This is a genomic window from Clostridium saccharobutylicum DSM 13864, assembly GCF_000473995.1.
Taxonomy (GTDB): Bacteria; Bacillota; Clostridia; order Clostridiales; family Clostridiaceae; genus Clostridium; species Clostridium saccharobutylicum.
Genome location: NC_022571.1, coordinates 4,812,259 through 4,829,727, shown reverse-complemented (window position 1 = coordinate 4,829,727; position 17,469 = coordinate 4,812,259). Strand labels below are relative to the sequence as shown.

At 30.0% G+C, this 17,469-nt stretch carries 11 protein-coding genes; all 11 read left to right on the top strand.

Translation table 11 applies throughout. The features are described 5' to 3' along the window. Window position 1 precedes the first annotated feature (1 nt). On the top strand, window positions 2–1,486 hold the full coding sequence (locus CLSA_RS20685; RefSeq protein ID WP_022750459.1) for a peptidoglycan D,D-transpeptidase FtsI family protein: 1,485 nt from the start codon (window positions 2–4) through the stop codon (window positions 1,484–1,486). Between the two features lie 19 nt (window positions 1,487–1,505). Next, window positions 1,506–3,395: an excinuclease ABC subunit UvrC gene (gene uvrC, locus CLSA_RS20680; RefSeq protein WP_022750455.1), complete on the top strand. Its 1,890-nt coding sequence runs from the start codon at window positions 1,506–1,508 to the stop codon at window positions 3,393–3,395. Between the two features lie 477 nt (window positions 3,396–3,872). Beyond that, window positions 3,873–4,787 (top strand): UDP-N-acetylmuramate dehydrogenase, encoded by a 915-nt coding sequence (murB, locus tag CLSA_RS20675; protein ID WP_022750448.1) that lies wholly within the window; start codon window positions 3,873–3,875, stop codon window positions 4,785–4,787. Window positions 4,788–5,080: 293 nt separating this feature from the next. After that, window positions 5,081–5,965: an RNase adapter RapZ gene (gene rapZ / locus CLSA_RS20670; protein ID WP_022750443.1), complete on the top strand. Its 885-nt coding sequence runs from the start codon at window positions 5,081–5,083 to the stop codon at window positions 5,963–5,965. Continuing rightward, window positions 5,962–7,314 carry a gluconeogenesis factor YvcK family protein gene (locus tag CLSA_RS20665; protein WP_022750440.1) on the top strand — a complete coding sequence of 451 codons (1,353 nt, stop codon included), beginning with the start codon at window positions 5,962–5,964 and terminating at the stop codon, window positions 7,312–7,314. Before rapZ ends, CLSA_RS20665 begins: the two co-directional genes overlap by 4 nt. Before the next feature lie 53 nt (window positions 7,315–7,367). Next, a complete protein-coding gene (whiA, locus tag CLSA_RS20660) occupies window positions 7,368–8,315 on the top strand; it encodes a DNA-binding protein WhiA (RefSeq protein WP_022750436.1) in 948 nt (315 codons plus the stop codon). A gap of 94 nt (window positions 8,316–8,409) precedes the next feature. Further along, complete coding sequence (locus tag CLSA_RS20655; RefSeq protein WP_022750433.1) at window positions 8,410–8,694, top strand: Dabb family protein; 285 nt, start codon at window positions 8,410–8,412, stop codon at window positions 8,692–8,694. 212 nt (window positions 8,695–8,906) lie between these two features. Then, complete coding sequence (locus tag CLSA_RS20650) at window positions 8,907–12,482, top strand: DNA polymerase III subunit alpha (protein ID WP_041716404.1); 3,576 nt, start codon at window positions 8,907–8,909, stop codon at window positions 12,480–12,482. Window positions 12,483–12,882: 400 nt separating this feature from the next. Further along, complete coding sequence (gene pfkA / locus CLSA_RS20645) at window positions 12,883–13,842, top strand: 6-phosphofructokinase (protein ID WP_022750427.1); 960 nt, start codon at window positions 12,883–12,885, stop codon at window positions 13,840–13,842. A 69-nt stretch (window positions 13,843–13,911) separates the two neighbouring features. After that, window positions 13,912–15,333: a pyruvate kinase gene (gene pyk / locus CLSA_RS20640; RefSeq protein WP_022750423.1), complete on the top strand. Its 1,422-nt coding sequence runs from the start codon at window positions 13,912–13,914 to the stop codon at window positions 15,331–15,333. A 698-nt stretch (window positions 15,334–16,031) separates the two neighbouring features. Beyond that, on the top strand, window positions 16,032–17,396 hold the full coding sequence (gene rlmD / locus CLSA_RS20635) for a 23S rRNA (uracil(1939)-C(5))-methyltransferase RlmD (protein WP_022750420.1): 1,365 nt from the start codon (window positions 16,032–16,034) through the stop codon (window positions 17,394–17,396). Window positions 17,397–17,469 lie beyond the last annotated feature (73 nt).

Sequence of the window (17,469 nt, the reverse complement as noted above, 5' to 3'; positions counted from 1 at the left end):
ATTGAAGAATATTTCAGATAGCGTAAAACAAGTAATGGTAGTTTTTCTATTTTGCTTTGTAGCTCTTATCTCTTATATAGCGTATTTTCAGTTTTTTTCAGCACCCACTATAGCAGAACAAGACGGAAATCAGAGACTTTGGGCAGTGAGAAACGAAGTTTTAAGAGGAACTATATACGATAGAAATAAAAATGCATTAACAACAAGTGCAAGAGTAAATGCATTAACACAAAAAAGAACTTATGTTAATGGAGAGTTATATGCTCCTGCTTTAGGTTATGTGGACCCTAGATATGGATTAACAGGTCTTGAATCTAGTTATGATAAAGAATTAACAACTTATAATAAACTTACAAATAATTTCATGAATCTAGTTAAAGATTTTAGTATTGATAAATTAAAAGATATGTATAATACCAGAAAAGAAGATGAAGTTAAGATAGGAAATGGAGTTATAACCACATTGGATCCTAAACTTCAAAAAATAGCTTATGATGCTTTAGGAGAGAGAAAAGGTGCAGCAGTTGCCTTAAATCCAAAAACAGGTGAGGTTTTGGCAATGGTTTCAAAGCCAACATATAATCCTAATGACTTAGAAAATGCAATGAAAGAAGCTAATGAAGGAAGTGCTGAAAATAGTCCATTTATAAATAGAGCGACAACTGGAATGTATCCACCAGGATCAACATTTAAAACCGTTACTTTAACAAGTTCTTTGCAGAATTTACCTGGGATAACTAACAGGACATTTGAAGATGATGGTAAATTGGTGTTTAATTCCAAGCAATCTCTAAGTAATGTTAATGGAGAAGCTAATGGAACACTAGATTTAAAAAATGCATTTAGGGTATCAAGTAATGTTGTTTTTGGTTCATTAGCAATGGAACTTGGAAATGATAAATTAAAGGCAACAGCAGAGAGCTACGGATTTAATAATACAATTAATTCTAATGGATTTAAAATTGCACAAAGTCAATTTCCTACTTTAAAATCAAGTGAAGTTGGAAGTGTAGCACAATCAGGAATTGGTCAAAGTAGTGTTCTAGCTACTCCAATGCAAATGGCTTTAATTGCAAGCACTATAGCTAATGATGGAAAGATGATGGAACCAACACTTGTAAACCAAGTAATAGATAAGGACGGTAATGTTGTTAAAACAATTGAGCCAAAACTTTATAAGCAAGTTATTAGTCCAAATAATGCAAGTACTATAAAAGAATATATGGAATTTTTAGTTGATTCACATGCTAATAGTGGTGGTGGCTGGAGTTACTTTAAGGGATTAAATGTTGCAGGTAAAACTGGTACAGCAGATACCAATCTTAGTGCTAATGGTGCAGCTAAACCACATTCATGGTTTATAGCATTCGCACCAGCTAATAATCCTAAAATTGCAGTTGCAGTTATTGTAGAAAATGGTGGATATGGTGCAGATGCAGCAGCACCAATAGCAGGAAAATTAATTAAGTCTGCGTTATCTCAGTAGATAAAATTGAGGTGAAATTATGTTTGATTTTACAACGCAATTAAAAATTTTACCAAATAAGCCAGGGGTGTACTTAATGAAGAACACCCTTGGTGAAATTATTTATGTAGGAAAAGCTAAAATATTAAAAAATAGAGTAAGACAATATTTTCAAAATTCCAAAAATCATTCAGAAAAAGTAAAAGCAATGGTGAAAAATATTTCGGAATTTGAATATATAGTTACAGATTCTGAAATGGAAGCTCTAATTTTAGAATGTAATCTTATAAAGAAATATAGTCCTAAGTATAATATTTCGTTAAAAGATGATAAATTTTATCCATTTATAAAAATAACAACAAATGAGGATTTTCCAAGAGTATTTATAACTAGAAATTATGCGAAGGATGGAAACAAGTATTTTGGTCCATATCCAAATGCAGGTGCTGTTCACGAAACAATAAATCTCATAAGGAAAATATTTCCACTAAGAACTTGTAAGAAGCTTATAATTGAAGGTGGACAACAAACAAGGCCATGTTTAAATTATCATATAAAAAAATGTAATGCTCCATGTGAAGGACATATTTCAAAAGATGAATACAAAAAAATAATAGATGAGATTATGGATGTACTAAGCGGAAAAGATAAGACTCTTGTTAATAAATTAAAAAAAGAAATGCAAGAAGCTTCAGTAAATTTAGAATTTGAAAAAGCAGCATCTTTTAGAGACAAAATTTTATCTATAGAAACTATAGCTGAGAAACAAAAAGTATTTAAATCCCAAGAAGGGGATGAAGATTTTATAAACATTTTCAAAGATGAGAAGGATACATGCATACAAGTATTCTTCCTTAGAGATGGTAAAGTTACTGGAAGAGAACATTTTATTATAGAAAATAGTTATGATGAAGAAGATAGCACAATTATTTCCCAGTTTATAATTTCATTTTATGGAGGAACTCCAAAAGTTCCTAAGAATATATATATACCTGATAGTGATGAAATTGAAGCTTTAGAGGAATTTTTGACAGTTAAAAGAGGTTCCAAAGTTTTTGTGAAGATTCCTGTAAAAGGTGAAAAGAAAGATATGTTAGAACTAGTTAAAAATAATGCTAAAGTTACTTTGGAGCAATTTAAAGATAAGATTTTAAAGGATAAGGAAATAAATAGAGTATGTCTTGAGGAAATACAGAATTTACTTAATTTGGATAGTATGCCATTTAGAATTGAAGCTTATGATATTTCTAATATACAAGGAGTAGATTCAGTTGGATCTATGATTGTTTTTGAGGATGGAAAGGCTAAAAACAGTGATTATAGAAGATTTAAAATAAAGACAGTTAAAAATTCTAATGATTATGATAGTATGAGAGAGATTTTGGAAAGAAGATTTACTCATGGATTAAAAGAAATTAAGCAAATTCAAGAAAAAGATCTTAAATTTTCGAATGGTAAATTTTCTAATTTTCCTGATTTAATCATGATGGATGGTGGGAAAGGACAAGTAAATATAGCAATTGAAGTTTTGAATAAATTAGGTATAAGCATACCAGTTTGTGGATTGGTTAAAGATGATCACCATGCAACAAGAGGAATTGTTTATAACAATTCAGAATTAATAATAAATAGAAGTTCTAATTTAATGCAATTAATAAGACGTATTCAAGATGAAGTTCATAGATTTGCTATTACTTATCACAGGAGTTTAAGAGATAAAAGAACACTCCATTCAATATTAGATGATATACCTAATATTGGTCAAAAGAGAAGAATGGCACTTCTTATGAAATTTGGAAGCATTGATAATATTAAGAAGGCTAGCTTTAAGGAACTTTTAGAAACAGATTCGATTGATAATAAAGCAGCAAACAGTATTTTGACGTATTTTAGGAATGTGGAAGAAAATAATAAGTCCAAAATGTCATGATTATTTTTCATCAGGCAAAGAAGTGGATTTGTATCATAGCGGGCTATTAGAGGAATCCGTTAACGTGAGCAGATAAGTGAAAGTCCAAATTTATGATTTGGTTTCTTGAACTTAGTCAACTCGTTTATGAGTTAACATCCTTTTTAAATAGATTTGGTGTGAATCGGTTAAGCAGACATCTCAAATCTATGATTTGATGATGGTCGCTTACTCAGAGAGCACTCAGTGAGCGTATGCGAATCGAGCTTCATCTGATGAAGAATAGGCTTGGCAGATGGAACTGTTATTTTTTTGAATGTGCCTTAAAAAACATGAACAAAATAGTTAAATTATGCTATAATAGTACGGAATCATAAAAAAATGCTCAATGAAGAGCAGATTAGTGAATAAAAATTTACTTGTTTTTGAAGATGATATGGATTATTCTATATCATGTAGAAAAATTAGATTAATATCAGTGTTTGAGGAGTTTTTAGCATGAATCAGTATAAAAAATATAAGAATTTGTTCAGTAAAATATATGAAGAATCACAAATTCAAGTAGATGCAAAAATGAGTGAACATATATACTTTAAAGTTGGAGGACCAGTAGATATACTTTTAACTCCAAATAATATACAACAATTAAAAGAATCTATAACAATTTGTAAAGAAAATGAAATTCCTTTCTATGTTATAGGAAATGGTTCAAATCTTTTAGTTAAAGATGGCGGTATTAGAGGCGTTGTTATAAAGTTATGTGAACTTAATAAAATAAAACGTGTAGGAAATAAAATTACAGCTGAATGTGGAGCACTATTAAAAGATGTTTCAGCAGAAGCTACAGCAGGATCTTTATCAGGATTTCAATTTGCATGTGGTATTCCAGGCAGTGTAGGTGGTGCCGTATTTATGAATGCAGGTGCCTATGATGGAGAAATATCATTTGTAATTGAAAAAGCAGAAGTACTAGATGATAAACAAGAAATTAGAGTTCTTTCAAAAGAGGAGTTAAATTTAGGCTATAGACAATCGCTAGTAATGGAAAAAGGTTATATAGTTTTAAGTGCAACATTTGAATTAACACCTGGAGATAAGGAACAGATTCAATCTAGGGTTAGTGAGTTAACGACTAGAAGAGAAGATAGGCAACCTTTAGAATATCCTTCAGCAGGAAGTACATTTAAAAGACCAGAAGGACATTTTGCTGGAAAACTAATAGAAGATGCAGGATTAAAAGGCTTTACAATAGGTGGTGCATGTATTTCAGAAAAACATGCAGGATTTGTTATTAACAAAGGACAAGGAACGGCTAAAGATGTTTTAGATGTAATACATCATGTTCAGGATGAAGTTAAAAAACAATTTGGAGTAGAATTACAACCAGAAGTAAGAATATTAGGTGAAGATTAGGCGCATGAAAATAAATAACAGATCCAAAGTTGCCATGGATATTTTTCATCAGGAAAAGAGGCAAATTGGCATCATAGCGGGCCTATTAGAGCAATTTGCCGATGTAGGATGATGGGAAATAGTCTCGCAAATGGATTTGTTATTTTTTTGAATGTGTCTTAGTAGCTATTTAAAAACTCAAAAGTTTATATGCTTTTGAGTTTTTATTTTTTTAAATGTGCCTTATCATTTAAACATAATAGTATGATATAATTTTAATGGTAAAAGTATCTTTGGAAAAAGGAGTGTGTAATATGAGATTTGTTATAGTTACAGGACTATCAGGAGCAGGAAAAACACAAGCAACCAGAACATTAGAAGATTTAGGCTATTTTTGCGTAGATAATCTTCCTCCAAAATTAATTTCAAAGTTTGCAGAAGCATGTACGCAAAGTGGAGGAAACATTGAAAAAGTAGCATTAGTTATAGATATTAGAAGTGGCATTTTCTTTGATGATTTCTTTGAAACTTTAAAATACCTAAAACAAAATGAATTTAAATATGAAATTCTATTTTTAGAGGCAACAGATGAAGTATTAATAAAAAGATTTAAGGAAACAAGAAGAAGTCATCCATTGTCGCCTGATGGAAGAGTTCTAACTGGTATTACTGAAGAAAGAGAAAAGTTAAGAGAAATTAAAAATGTAGCAGATATAATTGTTGATACATCTAAGTATGAAATAAGGCACTTAAGAGAGAAGATAAATGAAATTTATGGTGATCATGTTTATCCAGAAAAACAATTATCAATTACCATATTAAGTTTTGGATTTAAATATGGAATACCTGTAGATTCAGATTTAGTATTTGATGTTAGATTTATACCAAATCCATTTTATATCCCTGAATTAAAGCAATACTCAGGAAATGATGAACCTGTTAAAGAATATGTATTAAAACAAACTGAGACTAGTACATTTATTGAAAAAACAATAGATATGCTAAAATATTTAATACCTAATTATATTAAAGAAGGAAAAAGACAATTAATAATATCAATAGGATGCACAGGAGGAAGACATCGTTCTGTTGCTATTGCTAATGAAATTTATGAAAGATTAAATAAAGAAAACTATAACAGTAGAATAGAGCATAGAGACGTGGCGGAAGATCTTCATAAAGGGGAAAAGAAACTATGAGGATACGAGATTGGCTTAAACCAGGAATTAAAGTAAAACGATGGTTAGTATTTGGAGTATTTGGAATATTATTAATAGCATTTGGTTTTACAGAGCTAGTAACTCATAGAATTTATAATATATATTATCAGGTATTTTATGTTTTCTTAAATATCACAGGAGTATTTGTATTATATGTTGCAGTTGCGGAGACAATGAAATCTATAATTGCCTTGGTTAATCGAGGGTATATTAAAGTTTCTTTAGATAGCAAAAAAATAGAAAGTTTAATATATGAGAAGAGACTGTTAGTAAAAGGACCTAAAATCGTAGTAATTGGAGGAGGAACTGGTCTTTCAACAATGCTAAGAGGTTTAAAATATTATACATCGAATGTAACTGCAATAGTAACAGTTGGAGATGATGGTGGTGGTTCTGGAGATTTAAGGGAAGACTTAGGAATGCTGCCACCAGGAGATATAAGAAACTGTATATTAGCATTAGCAGACACAGAACCTATAATGGAAGATTTGCTTCAGTATAGATTCAAAGATGGAAGATTAAAAAATCAGAGTTTTGGGAATCTATTTTTAGCAGCTATGGCTGGAATATCTGATAATTTTGAAGAAGCAGTTCAAAAGATGAGTTCAGTATTGGCTGTAACAGGAAAGGTTATACCAGTTACTTTAGATAATATGAAGTTAGTGGCAAAACTTGAAAATGGAAATGTTGTAGAGGGTGAATCTCAAATTCCAGAAGAAGCAATAAGACAAAATTCTAGAATAGAAGAACTAAGGATTAATCCAGAAGATGCTAAACCGCTTAAAGAGGCTTTAGAAGCAATAAGAGAAGCAGATGCTATAGTTATGGGTCCTGGTAGTTTATATACTAGTATAACATCTAATTTGCTTGTTAAGGACATTGCTAAAGAAGTAAGAAAAAGTGAAGCAATAAAAATTTACATTTCTAATATAATGACTCAACCAGGTGAAACTGATGGCTTCAAGGTATCAGATCATTTAAAAGTTTTATGTAAGTATGGTGGAAAAGATATCGTAGATTATGCAATTGTAAATACAGGGGAGATTACTGAGGAACTAAAAGAAAAATATCATGAGCAAAATTCAGAACTTGTAAAATTTGATGAGGAAGATATAAATAGTTTAGGAATTAAAGTAGTCGGAGATAATTTAGTAAAGATTAAAAATGGAACAGTAAAACATGATTCTGATAAATTAGCAGAAGTGTTGGTTGATACGATCATGGAAAAGAAACTTTTATATGATAAGAAGAAGATTATAGAGTATATGTACTTATCTCAACGTATTAAACAGAGAGTGAGAGAAGAAAAAGGTGGATTAAGCGAGTGATAAATTTACCTGCTTATTAGATAAGAAATTTAATAGATAAGGAAGGAAACAAAATGTCATTTTCATCAAAAGTTAAAGGAGAAATATGCAGATATATAGATCTTTCTAAGGGAGAAGCATTAGCGGAAATATCAGCAATAATGAAGGTTAGTGGAACATTAGCTTTTAGTGGAAGTGGATTGAGTTTTAAAATGACTACAGAAAATCCAGCTAGCGCTAGATTAATTTTTACGCTTTTAAAAGATCATTTTAATATTCATTCTAAATTAATGGTAAAGAAAAGTAACTCATTGAAAAAAAATAATATTTACATGGTAGTTATTTCTGAAGAAATGGGTGTAAGAGATTTATTAAGTGAAACAGGTATACTTAAAGAAATTGATGGAATAATGAGTTTAGATTATAGAATAGAAGAACATGTTTTTAAGGATGATAACTTAAAAAGAGCATATGTAAGAGGAGCTTTTATTGGCGGTGGAAGCATAAGTAATCCTGAAAAAACATATCATTTAGAATTTGTTACGCATAGTGAAGAATATGCTAAAGATTTGTGTAATCTTGTGAATACATTTAAGTTAAATTCTAAGGTTATTCAAAGAAAGAATAGCTTTATAGTATACATCAAAGAAGGCGAACAAATTGTAGATTTACTTAATGTTATTGGAGCTCATTCGTCTTTATTAGAAGTTGAAAATATAAGAATAATGAAGGAAATGAGAAATAATGTAAATAGGCTTGTTAATTGTGAGACAGCGAATCTATCAAAAACAGTAAATGCAGCAGTACGACAAGTTGAAAGTATAAAGTTAATACAATCTCAAATAGGACTTCAAAGGTTACCAGAAAATCTTAGAGAGGTTGCGGAATTAAGATTAAATTATCCAGATGAATCCTTAAAAGAATTAGGGGAAATGTTAAATCCACCTGTAGGAAAGTCTGGAATAAATCATAGATTAAGAAAAATAGAAAAAATAGCAGAAGAATTAAGAACAAGTAATTAATTGAGTTAAAAGTTAACAATTAAAAGTTAAAACCTTTAAAATAATTTCATTCTAAAATGTTAACTCTTAACTGATAAAATAAAGGAGGAATAACATGTTTACACACATTGTACTTTTTAAAGTGAAAGAACCAACAAAGGAAAATTTACAATTTTTAAAAGAAACACTTTTGTCAATGAATGGAAACATTAACGAATTAAAGGAACTTGAAGTAGGAGTAGACGTAATAAAAAGTGATAGAAGCTATGATATAGGAATTATAACAAGATTTGATTCAAAGGAAGATTATTTAGCTTATGATGTTAATGAATATCATGTAGAGAAGGTTAAGAAAGTTATAGGACCTTATTTGGAAGGAAGTAAAACTTTAGATTTTTAAGAAGTTAATTCTTAAGACACATTCAAAAAATAACAAGTCCATTTGTTAAGATTATTTTTCATAGTACTTTTGATATTCGATTTACGTTAACAGATTGTTATAATAGGTTGCTATGGTATTAATCTGCTTCATTAATTGATGAAAATAATTATGACATTTTGGAATTGTTATTTTATTTTATATGTATAACTTTAAAATTGGAGGTGAGAACATTGGAAGAAAAACAATTTTGTCATTTGCATCTACATACAGAATATAGCTTATTGGATGGTTCGGGCAAGGTACCTAATATAATGAAGAGAGCAAAAGAATTAGGGATGAAGAGCATTGCAATAACAGATCATGGAGTCTTATATGGACTGGTGGATTTTTATAAAGCAGCTAAGGAAAATGGAATAAAACCAATTTTAGGTTGTGAAGTTTATGTTGTTGCTAAATCTATGAAAATTAAGCAACCAGATAAGGATAATGCAAATCATCATCTTGTTTTGCTTGTAAAAAATGAAGTCGGATATGAAAATTTAATGAAAATAGTATCAACTGCATCTATAGATGGCTTTTATTATAAACCAAGAGTTGATCATGAATATCTTAGAACACATAGTGAAGGATTGATTGCTTTAAGTGCTTGTTTAGGAGGAGAAGTACAATCTTATCACCTTAAAGGCAATTATGAAAAAGCTAAAGAAGTAGCTTTAATATATAAAGAGATATTCAAAGATGATTTTTATATTGAAGTTCAAAACCATGGAATGGAAGAGCAAAAGAAGGTAAATGAAGAAAATATAAGATTATCTAGAGAAACAGGAATACCATTAGTTGCTACTAATGATGTCCATTATATAAATCTAGAAGATTCTAAATCACATGATGTCTTAATGTGCATACAAACAGCTAAGACGATAGATGATCCTAATAGAAGAAGATATCCTTCAGATCAGTTTTATTTAAAGTCAGCAGAGGAAATGTGGGATATGTTCTCGTACATACCAGAAGCATTAGAAAATACTATCAAAATTGCAGAACAGTGTAATTTTGATTATAAATTTCATGAATCAAAATTACCAAGGTTTCCACTGGAACAAGGGCAAGATCCATATGAATATCTTAGAAACACATGTTATAGAGGTTTAATAGAACGATATGATGTTTTTGAAGAATTATTGGATAGACCTTTAAATTACGATGAAATTAATAAAATAAAGGAATCTAATGAAAAGGCAAAAGAATATGTAGATAGATTAGAATATGAACTTGGAATAATAAACCAAATGGGGTATGTTGATTATTTCTTAATTGTTTGGGATTTTATTAGATTTTCATATGAAAGCGGAATACCAACTGGACCAGGTAGAGGTTCTGCAGCAGGATCAATAGTAGCATTTACTTTAGGAATTACTAAGATAGATCCAATAAAATATAGTTTAATCTTTGAACGTTTCTTAAATCCAGAAAGAGTGTCTATGCCAGATATAGATAGTGATTTCTGTTATGAAAGAAGACAAGAGGTAATTGATTATGTTGTAGAAAAGTATGGTGAAGACTGTGTATCTCAAATAATAACATTTGGTACTATGGCAGCTAGATTATGTATTAGAGATGTGGGAAGAGCTATGAATTATAGCTATTCAGAAGTTGATAAGATAGCAAAAATGATACCAACCATGCTTGGAATAACTATAAATAAAGCTCTAGAACTTAATCCAGAGCTTAAATCAGCGTATGATAATGATGATAGGATAAAAACACTAATAGATGTTTCGATGGACTTAGAAGGACTGCCAAGGCATTCCTCAACACATGCAGCAGGTGTAGTTATCGCATCAAAGCCATTAGTTGAATATGTTCCACTTCAAAAGAACGATGAAATGATAGTAACTCAATTTGGAATGACAACTTTAGAAGAGTTAGGATTGCTTAAGATGGACTTCTTAGGTCTTAGAACATTAACAGTTATGAATGATGCTGTTAATATGGTTAAGGCTAATAGGGGGATAGAGATAGACCTTGATAAAATAGACTTTGCAGATAAAGAAGTATATAAGATGATTGGTGAAGGAAAGACAGCAGGTGTATTCCAATTAGAATCGGCAGGTATGACTTCGTTCATGAAAGAATTAAAACCTGATAATTTGGAAGATATTATTGCAGGAATTTCTTTATATAGACCAGGTCCTATGGCGGAAATACCAAGATATATAGAAGGAAAGAGAAATGCAGAGACAGTTCAGTATGAAACACCTGAATTGGAAGATATACTTAATGTTACGTATGGGGTAATGGTTTATCAGGAACAAGTAATGGAAATTGTTAGAAAACTAGCTGGATACTCCATGGGACGAAGTGATATGGTTAGAAGAGCTATGTCTAAGAAGAAACACAAGGTCATGGAAGAAGAAAGAAAAAATTTCATTCATGGCATTATTGAAAATGGAGAAGTTGTAGTTCCTGGTTGTATAAGAAATGGCATTAGTGAAGAGGCAGCAAACAAAATATTTGATTCTATGATGGACTTTGCATCGTATGCGTTTAATAAATCCCATGCAGCTGCATATGCAGTTGTAGGATATCAAACAGCGTATTTAATGAGGTACTGTCCAGTAGAAATGATTGCAGCTATGCTTAATTCAATTATGGGAATAAACGAAAAAGTGGCACATTATATTGGAATTGCTGAAGAATTAGGAATACAAGTGTTACCACCTGATATAAACGAAAGTTTCTCTAAATTTACTGTTAAGGGAGATAAAATCAGGTTTGGGCTGGCGGCAATAAAAAATGTTGGAGCTAATGTGGTAGAAAGTATAGTAAAAGCAAGAGAGAATAAGGGAACATTTGAATCATTGGTTGATTTTATAAATAAAATGGATCCTTCATCAATAAACAAACGTGCGGTAGAATGTTTAATAAAAGCAGGAGCTTTAGATAATTTTAAAGTTTTTAGATCAAAAATGCTAGCGGTTCATGAAAAGCTGATTGATAATATATCAAGTGATAAAAGAAGAAATATTGATGGACAAATAAGCCTTTTTGCTACTGAGGAATTAAAAAATCCAGAAGTTAGATATCCAGAAATAAAGGAATTTAATAAGAAAAACCTATTAGCAATGGAGAAAGAAATGACTGGACTTTATATTACAGGTCATCCGTTAGATGATTATGTTCAAAGTCTAAAAATGCAGACTACTAATGAAATATCAGATGCATTTTTAGTTCAAGAAACTCTTGATGATTCATTAGAAAATGATATAGGTGAAATTGGAATTTTTGATGATAAAAATACTCTTCAAGATAATGATAGAGTAATTCTTGGAGGAATACTTGCACAGGTTAACCAAAAGGTAACAAGAAATAATACAATAATGGCATTTCTAAGGCTTGAAGATTTGACAGGAGTAATAGAAGTTATTGTATTTCCTAAGACATTAGATAAAGTTAAAAATTTATGCATGACTGATAATTTGGTAATAGTAAAAGGTAGACTAAGCTTAAAAGAAGATGAACCACCAAAGCTTATATGTGAGAGCATGGAACCATTGGAAAAGATTAATACATCAAAGGTATATTTAAGGGCAGATGACCAAATCCACGCTAAGGAAATTAGTAAAAAACTTAAGGAATTGCTAGATGAACAATATAAAGGTGATACGCCTATATATATATGTGCAATTAAGGAAAAACAAAAATTTAGAGTTTCAAGAGATAGATGGATAACATTGGATAATGATGCACTAGATATATTAAAGGAAAGCTTTGGAGAGGAAAATGTAAAAATACAAGATTTATAATTAAATTATGAATTAACGGTTAATAAATGCAATTAAATTACCAAATAAGTAAATGAAAAATATTACAAAAATCAATATTATAAAAATTCATATAATTTATATAAATTTATTGAGTATTGGTTATAATATAAGAGAAAAGCGAAGTTCTAAGAAAACTAATCTAAAAGTATATTACATTGGTTACAGTTGAGTATATTAATCCAAGAAAAAATATAGCACATAAAATTATTGGATGAAAATATGACCAATATTTTCAGAATAATCTCTAAAGTTGCTTAAATATGATTGATAATTAATTCAATTTTATGTACAATAATTCTTGGTTAAGAAATTATGGTTATATTTTGTACATAAGGGACTTTATTAGTCCCCAACGGTATTTAAGGAGGAAATATATATTATGAAAAAAATAGCTGTATTAACAAGTGGTGGAGATGCACCAGGAATGAATGCTGCAATTAGAGCAGTAGTAAGAACTGCACTAAAAAATGGCATTGAGGTAATGGGTGTACAAAGAGGATATAGTGGATTGATCAATGGAGAATTATTCAATATGGATAAAACTTCTGTATCAGATATAATTCAAAGAGGTGGAACAATTCTAAGAACAGCTAGATGTCCTGAATTCAAAAACGAAGAAGTAAGAAAAAGAGCTGCTAAAATCTTACAAGCTTATGGAGTTGAAGCTTTAGTAGTTATAGGTGGAGATGGATCATTTACAGGAGCCAAACTATTATCAAAACTTGGAATTAAGACTATTGGATTACCAGGAACAATTGATAATGACTTAGCTTATACTGATTTTACTTTAGGATTTGATACAGCGTTAAATACTGTTGTTGATGCTATAAATAAAATTAGAGATACTTCTACTTCACATGAAAGAGTTTCAATAGTTGAAGTTATGGGAAGAAATTGTGGAGATTTATCTTTATATGCTGGTATAGCAGGTGGAGCAGAATCAATTATAGTACCTGAAATAGATAACTTCGATAAAGATCAACTTTGTAGAACTATTTTAGATGGTAAGAATCATGGAAAAATGCATAACTTAATAATACTTGCAGAAGGTATTGGAGGAGCATTTGAACTTGCAAAATACGTTGAAGAAATAACAGGAATTGAAACAAGAGCAACTGTTTTAGGACATATTCAAAGAGGTGGAAGTCCAAGTGCTACAGATAGAGTTTTAGCTTCAAGAATGGGAGCAAAGGCTATAGATGTATTATTAGAAGGAAAAACTTCAAGAGTTATAGGAATTAAAGATAACAAAATTATTGATCAAGATATAGATGAAGCATTGGATATGGAAAGCAAATTCGATGAAGAATTATATAAGATTGCTCAAATATTAGCATAATAATTAATTGCTTATAGTTTATTTATATAAATTTTATAAATTAATCCAAGAAAGAGGAGTGTTAGTTTAATGAGAAAAACTAAAATGATTTGTACTATAGGTCCAGCAAGTGAGGATATGGAAACATTAGAAAAAGTAATGTTAGCAGGTATGAATGCTTCAAGACATAACTTTTCACATGGAGATCATGCAGAACATGGTGGAAGAATAGAAAAAGTTAAAGCTTTATCTAAAAAGCTTAACAAAGAAATTGCTATAATCCTTGATACAAAAGGACCAGAAATCAGAACTGGAAAATTTGAACCAAACAAGGTTGAATTACAAAAAGGAACAGAATTTACAATATATGCAGGCGATATGTCAGTAGTTGGTGACACTACTAAGTGTTCAGTTACATATGAAGGATTAGCTAAGGATGTTGTACCTGGAAATACAATTTTAATAGATGATGGTTTAGTAGGATTAACTGTTAAGTCTGTTGATGGAAATGCAGTTAAGTGTGAAGTTCAAAACACTGGATTAGTAGGAACTCATAAAGGTGTTAACGTACCAGGAGTATCAATTAAATTACCAGCAATGACTGAAAAAGATAAATCAGATTTAATCTTCGGTTGTGAAGTTGGAGTTACTATGATTGCAGCTTCATTCATCAGAAAAGCAGCAGACGTAGAAGCTATTAGAGAAGTACTTAATACACATGGTGGAGAAAGAATATTAATATGTTCTAAAATCGAAAACCAAGAAGGTGTTGATAACATAGATTCAATCTTAGAAGTTTCAGACCTTATAATGGTTGCTAGAGGAGACCTAGGAGTTGAAATTCCAATAGAAAACGTACCTGCAGTACAAAAAATGATCATCAGAAAATGTAATGCTGCTGGAAAGCCAGTTGTTACAGCTACTCAAATGTTAGATTCTATGATCAGAAACCCAAGACCAACAAGAGCAGAAGTTTCAGACGTAGCTAACGCTATCTTAGATGGTACTGATGCAATCATGTTATCAGGAGAAAGTGCAAACGGAACTTACCCAGTAGAAGCTGTTTCTACAATGGCTAAGATTGCTGAAGAAACTGAAAAGCAATTAGAATACAAAGTAGCTATTTCAGCTGCTAAATCACATACACCAGCTATATCAGGAGTTATTTCAAGAGCAGCAAGTAATGCAGCTAACGAATTAAATGCTAATGCTGTTATAACTTCAACTCAAACTGGAGCTACTGCTAAGAGAATATCTCAATGCAGACCAGAATGCCCAATTATAGCTGTTACTCCAGATGAAGTAGTTGCTAGACAATTAGCATTCTCATGGGGAGTATATCCAGTAGTTGCTAGTAAGATGGAATCAACTGATGAAATGTTAGAAAAATCAGTTGAAATCGCAAAAGCTAATGATTATGTAAAATCTGGAGATACAGTTATATTAGCAGCTGGAGTACCAGTAGATCAAGTTGGAGCAACTAACTTATTAAAAGTTAGCATTGTAAAATAGTATTAAAACATACTAAATTCAAAGCTAATTAATAGTATTATAGTTCTTAATTTAGATTAATAATATAATACACATTTAAAAATGAAGACTTTAGTGATTTCACTAGAGTCTTCATTTTTGTAAAGGAAATTATAATAAATTAAAATCTATGGATAACTTTTATAAAGTGAAGAAATATATAGTTTGTAAGTAGAGTTTTTTGATTATATAGTTAGATAAATTGTTTCTGAAATAAATGTTAACAAAAAATTAACATTTATTTTGGGCATATTTAATATATAATGTATATTATCGCACTTAAAGCGGAATACTTATTTAGTAGGTATGGAATTAAATGGCAACTGATTCTGTATTGGCACCGAAAGGTGCTATTTTTTTTAGAAAATTATAATAAATTAAAAATTCGTGGATAACTTTTAGATAGGATAGAAAATACAGTTTGCGAAACAGATATTCTTCTATCTAAAAGAAAGATAATATAATTAAAAAATTAAATGCGCTATGTTATAATTTCATTAGTAGTATTCAAGCAAATTAAAGACTTTATATCTATAAAGTTATACTGTACTCTTTGACTAGACTTATATAAATTTTATGTTAATAGTGTGTATTCAAAATAATAAGTGATGATGTTAATTACTTTTTTATACGTGTAAAAATAGCTAAGTAAATTAATTTTGAACGAAGGATGTGTATATGTGTTAGAAGAAAAAAAGGAATATATTGTAGAGGTTAAATCTTTAGGATATGAAGGTGAAGGTGTTGCTAAAATAGATGGGTATCCTATATTTATACCAGGTGCATTAAAAAATGAAAAAGTAAAGGTTAAAATAGTTAAAGTTAAGAAGAATTATGCTTATGGAAAGCTTATTGAAGTAATTGATAGATGTGATGAAAGAAGAGAACCAGATTGTCCTAATTATGAAAAATGTGGAGGATGCACATTAGAGCATTTAAGTTATAATGGTCAATTAGATTTTAAATTTGACAGAGTTAAAGATTGTATAAGAAAAATTGCAGGATTGGATGATAAATTAGTAAAATATCCATTAGGAGTTAAAGAAGCATATGGATATAGAAATAAAGTTCAACTTCCAGTTGGATTAGTAGATGGAAAAATTACTATAGGTTTTTTTAGTGAAAAAACTCATGAGATAATTAATGTAGATTCTTGCTTACTTCTTAGTGAAGAAGATGATAATATAATAGAAATAATAAGAAATTGGATGGAGAAATATTCTATATTACCAGCCAAAAAGGATGGAGATTTCTATAAGCAGGGCTTGCTTAGGCATATAATGATAAGAAAGGGATTTAAAACTAATGAAGTAATGATTGTATTAGTTACTACAGATAAGAAAATTAATCATAAGGATGAATTAATAGATGAATTAAAGTTAAAAATTAAAAACTTAAAGAGTGTAATTCAAAATGTAAATCACAAAGATACTAATTTGGTTCTTGGTGAAAAATGTACTACACTATGGGGGGAAGATTATATATCTGATTATATAGGACAATATAAGTTTAATATATCTCCATTATCATTTTTTCAAGTTAATCCAAATCAAACAGAAGTACTTTACAATAAAGCTTTAGAATATGCAGATTTAACTGGAAATGAAATTGTATTTGATGCGTATTGTGGTACAGGTACAATAACATTGTTTTTATCGCAAAAGGCTAAGAAAGTATATGGCGTTGAAATAGTGGAACAGGCAATAGAAAATGCCAAAGAAAATGCTAAGAAAAATGAAGTGACTAATTCTGAATTTTATGTAGGAAAATCAGAAGAAGTAATTCCTAGAATTATACAAGATGGAATTAAACCAGATATAATAGTCGTAGATCCACCGAGAAAAGGTTGTGATACTAAATTATTGAATGCTATAGGAGATGCAAAGCCAAAAAGAATTGTTTATGTATCATGTGATCCAAGTACATTGGCAAGGGATTTAAAACACTTAGAGAAATTAGGATATGAAACTTTAGAAGTTCAACCGGTTGATATGTTTCCTATGACAAAACATATAGAATGTGTTGCAAAGATAGAAAAAAAATAGCATTAATGAATTATTAGGAGTGAGTCTATATCTCACCCTTTTTCTTTATAAATAAGTTTTTATTTACAATTAA